Source organism: Roseburia hominis A2-183 (assembly GCF_000225345.1).
Lineage (GTDB): Bacteria > Bacillota > Clostridia > Lachnospirales > Lachnospiraceae > Roseburia > Roseburia hominis.
Genome location: NC_015977.1, coordinates 1222673 through 1235280, shown reverse-complemented (window position 1 = coordinate 1235280; position 12608 = coordinate 1222673). Strand labels below are relative to the sequence as shown.

Sequence of the window (12608 nt, the reverse complement as noted above, 5' to 3'; positions counted from 1 at the left end):
TGTTGTGAAATGACTTTTTTTTGTTGTGAAAAGGGCAGCAACCCATTATTGGTTCACTGCCCTGTCTTCTAATCATGTCTGCAATATTAAAGAAATGAAGCAAACTCATTCATTGGTATACGCTGGGATTCATGTCTATTTGCATCTGCTTTCTCCTCTGTATAACCAAGCGCCAATATATTGATTGGTTCAAGTCCCGACGGAAGATGAAATTCCTCTTTTATCACATCTGGTTTAAAATAACAAATCCAGACAGAACCCAAACCCTGCTCTGTAGCTGTAAGCATCATATGATCGGTAATAATTGACGCATCTATATCTGTTGTTTTCATTCCATCAAATGGGCGCGTCCATGCTTTATTCGTGTCTGCACACACGATGATTGCAACTGGCGCATTATAAATGTTAGCTGCCTTTGCCAGTTTTTCCTTCGCTTCATCACTTTTTACGATCAATAGTCTCACAGGCTGCATATTTGCTGCGGTTGGTGCTACATGAGCTGCTTTCAAAATTGTCTCCAATGTTTCCTGTGAAATTTCTTTATCCAGATAGCTTCTTACTGAAAAACGCCGCTTAGCAATATCTAAAATACTCATTTCTGTAAAATCTCCTTAAAATTATGATTGTATTGTCTAGACAATTTGATTATAATGGATTCGATATAAAAAAGACAAGAACGTACTTTTTTGTAATATACTAACCAAAAAGAAAGTGTAAAACATAAAATGCAAAATGTATATAATTGTCCTGTTGACGCAACAATCTCAAAAATTGGAGGCAAATATAAAGCCGTAATCTTATATCATCTTGGTAGCGACACATTGCGGTATAACCAGATTCGGAAAAAAATCCCAGCTATCACAGACAAAATGCTTGCCCAACAGTTACGCGAGCTTGAAAGTGATAACTTAATCATCAAAAAAATATATCCTGTCATTCCTCCCAAAACAGAATACAGCTTAAGTGAATTGGGCAAGACACTGATTCCTTTATTGGACTCTATGTGCGAATGGGGACAGCAATTTATGCCTGATGATTAAGAACCCACTGCAAGAGACCGTTTCAAGTTTTGTGTAAACTACAAAAGCTGATATAAGATTTGTGAATAGTTGCAAATGGGCAGAGCCGATTTTCCAGGTTCTGCCCATATCTGCATTATACAGGAGTTTTTGGGCATGGCAATAAGACCTGCCTAAAACAAGCTTGTTTTACAGGTTTCGTCCAGCCAGACGTTCTTCAAAATAGATCTCAAGCTGGGAATGGATCTGTCCCCAGTCCTGCCGGTGTCCTGTCCATTTCTTGGTGATATCCATAGTCGCAAGATACAGCATTTTTAAAAGGCTGTCATCCGATGGAAAAACGGTCTTGCTTTTGGTTACTTTCCGAAGCTGACGGTTGAAGCCTTCAATCGCATTGGTGGTATAAATCAGCCGCCTTACTGCCTCCGGGTACTTGAAATATGTGGATAATGTAGCCCAGTTATCATGCCAGGATTTATAGATCTTGGGGTACTTGGAATCCCATTTATCTTTGAATAATTCCAATTCATTTAATGCCGTTTCTTCCGTTGGAGCTGCATATACAAGCTTCAGATCAGCCATCAGTTTTTTGATATCTTTGTAGGAAACAAACTTCGTTGAATTACGGATCTGATGAATGATACACTGCTGGATTTCTGTTTTTGGATAAACAGCTTCAATTGCTTGTGGAAATCCATTTAGTCCATCCACACATGCAATCAGGATATCCTCAACTCCGCGGTTCTTTAGTCCATTCATGATGGAGAGCCAGAACTTGGCGCTTTCGTTTTCTCCAACATACATACCAAGAACGTCCTTTTTTCCGTTCATATCGATGCCAAGAGCAATGTAGACTGCACGTTTTACAATGCGTCCTTCACTTCGGACATGATAGTGGATAGCATCCATAAATACGACAGCGTACACTTCTTCCAACGGACGTTCCTTCCATTCTTTTACAATTGGAAGGATTTTATCCGTAATCCGGCTGATGGTACTGTCAGAAATATCAATATCATACAGTTCCCGCATGTGAGATTCGATATCTCCGGTAGTCATTCCCTTTGCATACATGGAAAGGATTTTTTCTTCCATGTCCTGAGTCACAGTATTCTGATATTTTTTGATTAGCTGAGGCTCATACTCACCGTTACGATCTCTTGGAGTAGCTACATCCATATCTCCATAGCTTGTGTGCATAGTTTTGCTAGAATGCCCATTCCGACTGTTATCTGTTTCTTTGTTTCGATAGTCATACTTGGAATAACCTAATTCCTCATCCAATTCCTCATCCAAAGCACCTTCCAGAAGAACAGACATCATGTCACGCATGATACTGTTTACATCGGTGCCGTCTTTGATGCTGATATCATTATTCTTCAGATAATCACGCATCATTTCTCGCATTGCTGCTTTTTGTGGGCTGTCTTTTCTTCTTGCCATAAAAATAACCTCCAAACTGAGTAATTTTATCTTACATCAGTTTGGAGGTTTACACAAACTTTGGGATGCTCCCATATACACATGCATCCTGTCATTCTATAACACAGCTTGAACTTCTGGCACTTCTTCCAAATCGGCGCTTTGCCGGGATAACATCGGCGGGGTGACATGAAGCTGCTCCGCCGCCCGTGTAATATTCTCCTCCCGCGCGATCGCAAGGAAGTCATTCAGCGCTCGAAGTTCCATATTGATCCCTTCTGCCCGGTTTTTCTCCGGTAGACGGCACAGACCAGATATGCGATTACCGCTCCGATCAGCGCTCCTCCCAGTACGTCCGTCGGAAAATGTACGCCGACATACAGTCTTGAGAATGCAATCACAAACGCAAACACCAGCACCGGAACGCCGATCTTCCTCGGACCCATGAGAAATACGACGACTGCCACCGCAAATGCACTCCCCGTATGCCCGGATGGGAACGAGTAATCGCTCTGCGCCTCTATGATCCTGTGCAGCCCATCCACGACCTCGTAGGGTCTCGTCCTCGCCACCAGATTCTTCAGCAGTACGTTGTTCACAAGCGTATTGAGCAGCAGTGAACAGGTCATCAATCCGCCGACCTTCCTGGTCTTCCGCAGCAGAAGGAACAGAATCGTCAGCGCAATCCAAAAATAACCGTGGTCGCCCAGATGTGTGAGAAACGTGAGTACCGGCGTGAGGAAATCATTCCGCATATGCTCCTGAATCCACAGAAGCACCGGTCCTTCCCAGTCAATCAAAAATTGTTCCATTGTTATGTATCCCCTCTTTTTCTCTTTTGAGGATTCTTATTATAGCACCCGTCTGCGCCGCTTACAAGTGCGTTTCTTTTTGTGCCTTGCGCCATCACCGGACGTGCTATCTCTGTGCGGTCAGCACCTTATTCAAAAGATCTGCCAAAGGCACCATCGCATTCATCGCCTCACTCACCGTATTGGTCTGCGCTCCCACCTCAATCAGCAGTGTTTTCGGACAGTAGTGCATATTGTAGCGGTACCCCTTCAGGTAGATCCTTCGGGTAAATCCCGGATAATACTCCGCCGCCTTTAGCTGCATCTGAAACGAGATTGCCAGATTATCCGCAATATAAGGATTGTAGAGGTAATCAATATCCCCCATCGCCGTCGTCCTGCTCAGCCCGTTAAAAAACATGACCTGCGCCATCTGTATTCCGTTGACCTGCGTAACCAGTCTTGTACTCTCCGCCACGCCGTCGCGGTGCAGATCAATGACAACCTCCACCCCGGGATTTTCCGCAAGCACCGCCTCAAGCCCCGGTCCTGCCTTGGAATAGGCGTGATCCCTGTCCCCCACATCGTATTCTCCCTTGTGGTGAATCACATTGAATCCATACTGCTCTGTCAAAAGCTTTGTCAGGTAATCCCCGACACCGACCACCGACGTCGATGCATCCCCCGGAACAGAATCTGCGTAGCCCTCCTGCGAGTGCGTGTGATAGATCAGGATCTGCGGCGTCGATGCATCGTGTGACAGGCGCAGATCTTTTCCCAGCAGTGCATCGGCATTCAGCTGGCTGCTGTTGATTGTCGTTGTGCTGTCCACCTGATAAAAATTCTGAATCAGATAGTCAAAATCATTCAGTTTTTCCCGCGGATATACCACCACCTTTTCTGTAGCCAATGCCGTCTGTATCTGTGCCGCCTGTGCTGTCTGTGTCTGTGCCGCCTGTGCCGCCTGTGTCTCCGCCTGCTGTTCCATCTGTGCTTCCGCCTGTGCCGTCTGTGCTTCCGCCTGCTGTCCCTCCGCAGCTTCCGGTACGGTTCCCTGCGTCTGCTCCTTCGTCTCTCCCTCCCGCATGCTTGTACTGCTTTGCTCCGCCGCCTCCTGCGTCATGATGACTTCCCCCGTCGCCGCATCCACATAGTTCTCGTCCGCCGCCTCCCGCGCCAGAATAGCCTCGTAGGACCAGTCACTCTCCACCTGCGTCTGATAATCGGCAGATACACCACTCTCTTCCGGGAGCAAAAAAAAGTGCGCGAGAAGCCGGTCTGCAATCGTAAGCTCCGCCGTCCCCTGCGCCTGCCCGCAAGCCTGCGGCAGGAAAAATCCCATGATCTCCTCCTGCAGCAAAAACCCCAGTTCTCCCGGTTCCAGTCTTACGCCGCCGGATAATATCACTGCCGCCGCCACAATCAGTATGGTTACCGGAAGGATTCGTCTCCGCTTTTTTCTCTTATCATGACTTCTATTATAATTTTTATACTGGTATCGATAAACATGCATAATTTACTTTATGCACCGGCAATTTCTTTTATGCCGCCAATCTGCCCTCCTTAAAGCGCATGCAGGCACCCGCCCGCAAAAGCGAGATTCAGCCCTTCCGAGATGGTGTAGCAGAGTCTCTTGACCGACTCGTCAATATCCTTCGGCGTCACAAACATGGCATTTAAATTCGGCGACAGCAGTTCGCGGATGAGTTCATATTTTTCCGCATCATTTAATTTTTCTAATGAATTTCCCATCGCTGCAAACGCCTGGCTCTGTGTGAGCGCGGTAACCAGATTGTACATCGTATCGTTCACGATTGTCGCGGCATCGACCACGGTCGGTACGCCAATGGAAATGACCGGAACGCCAAGACTTTTTTCATCCAGCGCATGTCTGTGATTTCCCACTCCGCTTCCCGGATTGATACCGGTATCCGTCACCTGGATCGTACGGTTCAGCCGTTTCGTGCTCCTCGCTGCCAGCGCATCCACCGCGACCACCAGATCCGGCTTTGTCTCCTTTACAATGCTGTGAATGATCTCCTGCGTCTCCATGCCGGTCTGCGCCATCACGCCCGGCACAATGCTGCTGATCCGGTTCACCGTCTGTTTGCCAAATGCATATTTTCCATACTCTTTCACAACATGCCGCGTGATAAACAGATTGTCCACCACTCCAGGTCCCAGTGCATCTGGCGTCACCTCACGATTCCCAAGTCCGGCAATCAGCACCGAGAGGCTCTCCTTTTGTAACCGCACAAGCTGTCTGATCACCCGCGCAAGCTGTTCGGATACCTCTCTGTGGTAGTCCTTGTCCTCCTCATCCATATCTGCCGCCTCGATGGTGATGTATGTTCCCTTGGGTTTTCCCATTGTCTTTGCCCCGTTCTCCGTCTCGATCACAACCGTGCTGACCGTCAGGTTCGGGCTGAGTTTTTCCTCCAGGAAACGGACTCCCTTAAGTTCCACATGATCTTCCTGCATTTTTTCCTGTGTCTCCAATGCAAGATCGGTGCGTATCTGATACATAGTCTCCTCCATTTTTTTGTATTCCTGCAGACAGGACATTTCTTTCTGTCTAGTCTGCCACAGAAAAAAAAAGTTATCCGCAAATTTTTCTGACAAATTTCAGCATTTTCTCTTGACAGGTCACTCAAAAGAGCCTATACTATCATAGTATGTTTACATTGAACTGTCCGTGTCCGGCTTCGATGTACATTTCATTGTAACGATGCACTGCATGTGCCGTTACCAGTTAGAATCATAATCATAACAAATTGGAGGTGTACAGATTGGCTAACATTAAATCTGCTAAGAAGAGAATTTTAGTAACAGAGACAAGAGCTGCAAGAAACAAATCTATCAGAAGTGAAGTAAAGACAGCAATCAAGAAAGTTGAGGCTGCTGTTGCTGCTAACGATAAGGAAGCTGCTAAGGCTGCCCTTACAGTAGCTATTTCCACAATTGAGAGCGCTTCTTCCAAGGGCGTATATCACAAGAACAACGCTGGTAGAAAAGTTTCCCGTTTAACAAAGCTTGTTAACACGCTGGCTTAATTCCAGAGAATAGATCTTAACATACGGTCCTAACCCAACCGTATGAAAAACACCAGTACCGTCATACTGGTGTTTTTTTATTTTTTCTGCTTTGCCGCACTGTAGCGGATGATAAACAGCTCCACTGCCATCTGATCGTTCATCCGTCCCGTCTTTACCGCTTCCTCCAGCGCCACACCGTCCTCCAACGCCTGTCTCAACTGCCCTGCGCCAAAACCGCGCGCCTGGGTGAGATTCCGCTTTACGGCAAACGGCGGAATCCCCGCCTTCTGTGCCATCGTCTGATTGTCAAATCCCTTGCCCGCCATATCCCGCAGATGAAGCAGAATCTGGAACTGTCTGGTAATCAGATACATGATACGCATCGGCGGTTCCTTGAGTGTCAGAAGGTCATAATACAGATCGAGCGCCCTGCGCTGGTTGTGTTCCGCGATCGCATTGACCATCTCAAAAATGCGGTTCGTCGTCTGCTCTGTCGCAATCGCTTCCACATCCGCAGCCTCAATGACACTTTTGTCCATGGTATAACAGATCAGCTTTTCCAGTTCCCGGTCGATATTGCCCATATCCGATCCCGTCTTACTCAAAAAAAGCTGCATCACCGATCCCGTAATATTCTTTCCCTCTTTTTTCAGGCGCGCCAGCACCCAGCGCGTAATCAGTTCTTCCGTCTGGGTGGCGAATTCCACTATTTTTCCGGCGTTCTTCACTGCCTTGTACATCCTGGAACGCTTGTCCACTTCCTCCTCCACAAACACGAAATAGGTGCTTGCAGCGGGCTGTGCCAGATACTCCGCCAGTTCATCGCAGGCATTTTTGAAAAAACCGCTGTTCTCGATAAGAATGACTCTGCGCTCCGCAAAAAACGGAAGGGTCTCCGCAAGATCAATAACCTGCTTCGGGTTGATGTCCTTTCCCTCGAAGCGGTTAAAATTCATATCGCCGTCTCCGCCCGACAGCATGCCGCCCATCCCGGAATCCTCTCCCGCCGCAGTGAGCGCATTCTTTAACTTGTCCCGGTACTGGCGTTTCAAATAATCTTCCGTTCCATATAATAAATAGATCTGTTTTAAATTTCCGGATCTGATATCTTCGTCAATTGTTTTCATAAAAGTTTCTGTCCTGTTCTTCCTGTCTTAAATAGTTTCAGCCGCTCCGGCATCATATACATATTATGCTCCGGCAAAAGTCCGGGCGTAGCGCGTTCTGCTGATCTCGCAGTGCACGTCCAAGAAATCCCTGATTTCTTGGACTGACGGGCATTCGCCCTATCATTCGTCAAAAATATCCGATGCATTGTGCAAGCACTGCATCGGATATTTTCTCCTTATGGCACTGCTCATTGCTTACGCACATTATATCATACCTTTACCAGTGCCGCAAACTTCCCTCACTGCCACCACTGTTCTTTTTCCTCCAGATACCCCTGACAGACGGCTTGTCCGTCCGTCTTTTTGACGCACAGTCTGCCGCTTTCCATCGTATAATACACCTGGCTCCCCGCCTGCTGCATATGCCCGACAGCCTCCTTGGAGGGGTGTCCGTACCGGTTTGTTCTGCTGCACGACACCAGTGCGATCTCCGGTGCCAGCGCCTCCAGAAACCCGGTGGAATTGGAATAGCGCGATCCGTGATGCGCCGCCTTATAAAAATCGATTTTCTGCACGTCAGCTCCCGTTTTTGTCTTCTGCAGCCAGGTCAGAATCTCCTCTTCCTGCGTCGCTCCGATATCTCCGGTAAAGACACCGGCAAAGTCATCCTCCTGATAAAAAAGCACCAGCGACTCCTCGTTTTTGTCCACAGACTGACCCCCAAACGCGTCCTCAGATTCACCGGGATGCAGTGCCGTAAACGTTGCGTTTCCAAAATGCCAGATGTCGCCCCGCCTCAGCCACACCACTTTTGTTCCCGCATCCTCTGCCAACGCTTCCAGTTCCTCCCAGTTTTCATCCCGCGGCATCTGTTCCGCCACTGCCAGATACTCCACGGGATATCCCGACGACAGTATCTCCCGCAGTCCGCTGATGTGGTCTTCATCGGTATGAGACACCACCCAGCAGTCAATCTTTTTGACCCCTTTGTACTTTAGAAACGGCAGAATCCGATAAGTGCCCACCTTTCCGACATTGGAACTTCCTCCGTCCACAAACAGGTGGTACCCCTCCTTCGTCTGCAGATAGCAGGCGTCCCCCTGCCCGACATCCAGCATATCCAGTTCCGCCTCCCCGCTCCGCGAAACTCCCAATACGGCAAGCAGCAATAGTGCGGCAAGGAAAACGCCCGGATGTCCTCCATTCTTTTGCTCTGCCCTCCTGCCGTGTTCCTTTTCTCTTTCCCTTTGCTCTCTCTGCCGGTGCAATAAGCATGTTCCAACTCCCAGAAACGCATAATATACCGCGATCTGCCAGCGCTGCGGTCTTCCGACAATCCACATGGCGCCCGGAAGCATACCGGCAAGCGCACATATATGCTTCCCCATAAAGAGCAGAATTCTGCATGGAAAAAGCATCCCTTTTGCCAATGGAAGCGACAGGAGTCCCACCATTCCGCCTGCCGCTCCGAATCCGAGCAGCACCCCCATCATCGGTAGCATGAGCAGGTTGACGAAAACCGCATAGACCGGAATCTCATAAAAATACCATGCCACAAGCGGCAGTGTCGTAAACCAGACCGCTGATGCCGCAAAGATTTTTCCGCGCAGCGCTCCCATCCCTTTTTTCTCATAAGAGATGCTCTGACCGACCCACACGACGCCAAGGATTGCAACAAAGGAAAAGCGGAATCCGGCGTCCCAGAACAGGCAGGGATTTTTCCAGAGAAGCGCCACTGCGGCAAATGCGAGCGCACAAAATGTATCATAGCTCCTCCCGATGACCTGTGCTCCCAGAAACAGCAGGAACATGAGAACCGCGCGTCTCACGGAAACGCCCCATCCAGCCATCCCGCCGTATCCGTACATCACTCCTGCCGCTGCAAGGGCAGCCATGCCAAACGGCAGTCCCGCTTTCTTTAACATCCGGTAGAGCGCCATCCCGATCACAGAGATATGAAGTCCGGAAATCGCCAGAATGTGCGACAATCCCCCGATCTGGTAGAGTCTCTTCGTCTCTGCATCCAAAAACTCCCTATCGCCGACGACCATCGTCGCCAGTATCCCCGCATCGCGCTCGCCCATCGTCTTAAGGTAGACCTCTTTAATCCGCTGGCCAAGCTGCCAGAGGGCTTCCGCCGTCTGCCTCTTTGCACACACCTTTCTATCAAGTGCCGAACCTTCCATCGCAAAATCAAATCCGCGCGCAAAATAATAAGCCTTCGCATCAAACGCACCCTCATTTGATGCCCGCTTCCATAATGTAATCTCTCCGTGATATATGAGAATATCTCCGATGGAACAATCATCGGAATCAGAATAGATCAGAACCCCACCGCACGATACCGGTTCTGCCTGTAAGAAATTTGATGAATCCGTCCGAAACATACAGGACGTTAATTCATAGACATATCGATTTTTCTGTACCTGTTTTCCCGCAAGCTGTCCCTGTACGGTCACATACATGCCATCCTGCAGTTCTCCCAGATACGCCTGCCTGCTCTCCTCCGCCTCCAAATATCTTCCGCTTCCAAGAGCAAACATCAGCAAAAAAACTCCGGCGCCAAAAGCCGTTCTCTTTCTTTCCGACGGGGAAATCCCGTCGCCCGGACGGTACCCGTCAGCAAAAATGCCGCCAAGAATTCCGCAGGCCAGGACGCCGCAGGCTAGCAATGCCCGCGCGAATACGCTCCAGCCGTATGCCGCCGCAAGAATCCCCGACAGAACGCCCGCTGCGCCAAGACACAAAGGCCGTTTTGTCACACACTTCCCCCTTTAATCCGTTTCGGTAGGTTCCTCCGTTTCCGAAAAGGCGCTCTCTGCCCCCGTGACATAATCCATATTGCGGTCATACATATCCGCGAGCGGGAAATTGTCGCGGTAGACTCCGCTCGTATCGCCGTTGACGGAAATCTGAACCTTGCTGATCGTGGAAAGCTCCGACAGGGAATCCACGATCGAATAGATAACGATTGCCTCGTTTACTTTGTAATCCTGATTCTTGAACGCTTCATCCAGGCTGACGTAGCAGACGCCGTCCACCACCGACACAGAGACAAGCTTGGTTCCCTCCGGAATCGCAGACTTTGCATCCTTGGTCTTCGGACCGTCTAAAAGCTGCTCCATAATCAGTTTTTCCATGGAAATATTGCTGCTGTAGTAGACATCCTCGCGCACTTCCTTGACCAGACCGTCCCCGTCCAGATTGGAAAAATACAGCGTGAGTGTTGTATTCTGAATGGAATTGATCTGCTCTCCCGGATTTTCGATAAAGCTGTCCTGATTCATGGTACCGACAAGATTCCCCTTCGCATCCGTAAGCGGTGCGTCTCCAATGTAAAATGCCACGCAGTCCACCCCGTCGATCTGTGTCATCGTCCGGACAACCGCCGCTCGGCACAGTACCTCATCGACAGCACTCATTTTGCTGTAATCCTCATCAAAATGCAGGGTTAAAAGCACACCGTCCAGTGAATAATTCGTGATTTCCACATCATTTGGAATCGGCTTCCGGTAATCCACATTGTCCGAATCCGAACTCAGTTTCGCAAGGAACTCCTTGATCATTCCGTCGGTATCGGTTGCCGAAGGCTCATAAGGTTCTTCCACCAGACGGTTCTTGTCCTTATTCAGATATTCGATATGATAGGCACTCTGCTCCGTCTGCCTGCCACACGCCGCGAGCGAGCCTGACAGGAACATCAGACATGCCAGTCCCAGACATATTAACTTTTTTCTCCATCGATAAGCTTCTCGGCTCATAGACTCTCCCTTATCTAAGAAATATAATTCAGCGGAATTCTGACGTTGAAAATCGTTCCCTCTCCCACGGTACTGAACACCTTGATGGCTCCGCGGTGCATCAGAACCGCGCTCCTCGTAATGGCAAGTCCAAGTCCCGTTCCGCCAATCTCCCTGGAATGAGACTTGTCCACACGGTAAAAACGCTCATAAATATGCTCTAACGACTCCTCCGGAATACCGATTCCGCAATCCTCCACTTTCAGATAAAAATACTGGTGATCGGCATTCAAAGAGACATGTACCCATCCGTCCGGGCGGTTATATTTGACTGCATTTTCGATCAGGTTGGTAAAGGCAAGCGTAATCTTTACCTCATCCACATCCGCACTGACCGGTCGGAAACTCTCCAACACCAGCTCGATATTCTGCTTTTCCGCAATCGGCTTTAAGCGCTTTAAAATCTGCTCTAACAGTTCGTTGATGTTGACATTCGTGATGTTTAAATCTCCCGCAGACTTATCCATCTTTACCAGAGACAGCAGATCATTGATGATCTTCGTCTCACGGTCCACCTCGTTGCCGATATCCGACATGAATTCCTGATACAGCTCCACCGGTGCGTCCTCCATGCTGTTGATGGAATCCGCCAGCACCTTCATGGAAGTCAGCGGCGTTTTCAGCTCATGCGAGACATTGGACACAAATTCCTGTCTCGAATCATCCAACACCTTCATGCGCCCCAACATCTTATTGAACTTTTCACAGATCTGCCTGGTCTCGGTGTAAGCGTTAATCTTTAATGCGTCATCCCCATATCCCGTCTGAATCTCCTCGATCGACTTTGCCATGGCATGGAACGGCGCCACAAGATGAATCGCGATAAACGTTCCCGCAAAGATGATCGCCACGATCGCAATCAGTTCCATGACAAGCGTATTGCGCGCCAGATATTCCAGATTCAGATTGATGCTGTCGGTCGAAACGCTCACCATAATCACACCGATCGTCCGCTTGTTCTCCGTCTCCGGGTCCACATGCACCAACGGAATCGTCATTTCAATGTAACGGTTCTGGGAATCATATTTGCTGATTTCCTCCCCCTGGATACTCTTGATCACTTCCTCGGAAATAATCGTCTTTCCGGTGTCAAGATTGTAGGTATCCTTTATGATATGGAACTCCTCATCGATAATCATGACACGCCCGTCATAGATCGTTGACAGCTGCTCTAACTGCACGTTGATCGCAGACTCACTCTCCGCATTATTCAGATAATCATTGGAAACGATCTGATTGGCGAGAATCTTCGCCTGGCTTAGAATCTCACTCGTGCGGATCGACACCGCACGATTTTCATAAGAGCCGAGCATCCCGGCACGCAGCAGGACGCTCGGTACAATTCCGATCAGAATGCAGAGAAGAATCAGTCTGCACTTAAGACTTTTGAGAAAATCGGTTAATTTTTTAAATTTAGACATTGTGTACACCC

The 12608-nt window shown here is 48.7% G+C and carries 11 protein-coding genes and 1 pseudogene; 2 read left to right on the top strand and 10 right to left on the bottom strand.

Annotation, left to right across the window (positions count from 1 at the left end; all coding sequences use genetic code 11):
* Nucleotides 1–86: 86 nt before the first annotated feature.
* Entirely contained in the window at nucleotides 87–596 is a 510-nt protein-coding gene (locus tag RHOM_RS05575; protein ID WP_014079299.1) for a nitroreductase family protein, read from the bottom strand.
* A gap of 129 nt (nucleotides 597–725) precedes the next feature.
* Here RHOM_RS05575 and RHOM_RS05570 point away from each other — a divergent pair, with 129 nt between their 5' ends.
* A complete protein-coding gene (locus RHOM_RS05570; protein ID WP_014079298.1) occupies nucleotides 726–1040 on the top strand; it encodes a winged helix-turn-helix transcriptional regulator in 315 nt (104 codons plus the stop codon).
* A gap of 168 nt (nucleotides 1041–1208) precedes the next feature.
* Here RHOM_RS05570 and RHOM_RS05565 read toward each other — a convergent pair whose 3' ends face one another.
* The 5 genes and pseudogenes from RHOM_RS05565 to gpr all read right to left on the bottom strand — a co-directional run bounded on the left by RHOM_RS05565 (nucleotide 1209) and on the right by gpr (nucleotide 5758).
* Nucleotides 1209–2426 carry an IS256 family transposase gene (locus tag RHOM_RS05565; protein WP_169312224.1) on the bottom strand — a complete coding sequence of 406 codons (1218 nt, stop codon included), beginning with the start codon at nucleotides 2424–2426 and terminating at the stop codon, nucleotides 1209–1211.
* Between the two features lie 159 nt (nucleotides 2427–2585).
* Nucleotides 2586–2708, bottom strand: a pseudogene (locus RHOM_RS05560) (LysR family transcriptional regulator); the annotation flags it as partial.
* Nucleotides 2690–3253, bottom strand: coding sequence for a phosphatase PAP2 family protein (locus tag RHOM_RS05555; RefSeq protein ID WP_014079295.1), 564 nt, complete (start codon nucleotides 3251–3253; stop codon nucleotides 2690–2692). The pseudogene RHOM_RS05560 and the gene RHOM_RS05555, both read right to left, overlap by 19 nt.
* A 106-nt stretch (nucleotides 3254–3359) precedes the next feature.
* Nucleotides 3360–4745, bottom strand: coding sequence for a stage II sporulation protein P (locus RHOM_RS05550; RefSeq protein WP_044024621.1), 1386 nt, complete (start codon nucleotides 4743–4745; stop codon nucleotides 3360–3362).
* Nucleotides 4746–4795: 50 nt separating this feature from the next.
* Entirely contained in the window at nucleotides 4796–5758 is a 963-nt protein-coding gene (gene gpr / locus RHOM_RS05545; RefSeq protein WP_081468034.1) for a GPR endopeptidase, read from the bottom strand.
* Nucleotides 5759–6021: 263 nt separating this feature from the next.
* Between gpr and rpsT the strand changes: the two genes are divergently transcribed.
* On the top strand, nucleotides 6022–6285 hold the full coding sequence (rpsT, locus tag RHOM_RS05540) for a 30S ribosomal protein S20 (RefSeq protein ID WP_014079292.1): 264 nt from the start codon (nucleotides 6022–6024) through the stop codon (nucleotides 6283–6285).
* 77 nt (nucleotides 6286–6362) lie between these two features.
* Here the strand turns inward: rpsT and holA are convergent, their stop codons facing one another.
* The 4 genes from holA to RHOM_RS05515 all read right to left on the bottom strand — a co-directional run bounded on the left by holA (nucleotide 6363) and on the right by RHOM_RS05515 (nucleotide 12597).
* Nucleotides 6363–7394 carry a DNA polymerase III subunit delta gene (holA, locus tag RHOM_RS05535; protein ID WP_014079291.1) on the bottom strand — a complete coding sequence of 344 codons (1032 nt, stop codon included), beginning with the start codon at nucleotides 7392–7394 and terminating at the stop codon, nucleotides 6363–6365.
* A gap of 281 nt (nucleotides 7395–7675) precedes the next feature.
* Nucleotides 7676–10138 carry a DNA internalization-related competence protein ComEC/Rec2 gene (locus tag RHOM_RS05525; RefSeq protein ID WP_014079290.1) on the bottom strand — a complete coding sequence of 821 codons (2463 nt, stop codon included), beginning with the start codon at nucleotides 10136–10138 and terminating at the stop codon, nucleotides 7676–7678.
* Nucleotides 10139–10150: 12 nt separating this feature from the next.
* Complete coding sequence (locus RHOM_RS05520; RefSeq protein ID WP_014079289.1) at nucleotides 10151–11137, bottom strand: GerMN domain-containing protein; 987 nt, start codon at nucleotides 11135–11137, stop codon at nucleotides 10151–10153.
* A gap of 14 nt (nucleotides 11138–11151) precedes the next feature.
* Entirely contained in the window at nucleotides 11152–12597 is a 1446-nt protein-coding gene (locus RHOM_RS05515) for a sensor histidine kinase (RefSeq protein WP_014079288.1), read from the bottom strand.
* Between the last annotated feature and the right edge of the window lie 11 nt (nucleotides 12598–12608).

Coding starts and splice junctions, on each gene's coding strand:
- RHOM_RS05575 (WP_014079299.1), bottom strand. CDS start 596: ATGAGTATTTTAGATATTGCTAAGCGGCGTTTTTCAGTAAGAAGCTAT.
- RHOM_RS05570 (WP_014079298.1), top strand. CDS start 726: ATGCAAAATGTATATAATTGTCCTGTTGACGCAACAATCTCAAAAATT.
- RHOM_RS05565 (WP_169312224.1), bottom strand. CDS start 2,426: ATGCGAGAAATGATGCGTGATTATCTGAAGAATAATGATATCAGCATC.
- RHOM_RS05555 (WP_014079295.1), bottom strand. CDS start 3,253: ATGGAACAATTTTTGATTGACTGGGAAGGACCGGTGCTTCTGTGGATT.
- RHOM_RS05550 (WP_044024621.1), bottom strand. CDS start 4,745: ATGCATGTTTATCGATACCAGTATAAAAATTATAATAGAAGTCATGAT.
- gpr (WP_081468034.1), bottom strand. CDS start 5,758: ATGTATCAGATACGCACCGATCTTGCATTGGAGACACAGGAAAAAATG.
- holA (WP_014079291.1), bottom strand. CDS start 7,394: ATGAAAACAATTGACGAAGATATCAGATCCGGAAATTTAAAACAGATC.
- RHOM_RS05520 (WP_014079289.1), bottom strand. CDS start 11,137: ATGAGCCGAGAAGCTTATCGATGGAGAAAAAAGTTAATATGTCTGGGA.
- RHOM_RS05515 (WP_014079288.1), bottom strand. CDS start 12,597: ATGTCTAAATTTAAAAAATTAACCGATTTTCTCAAAAGTCTTAAGTGC.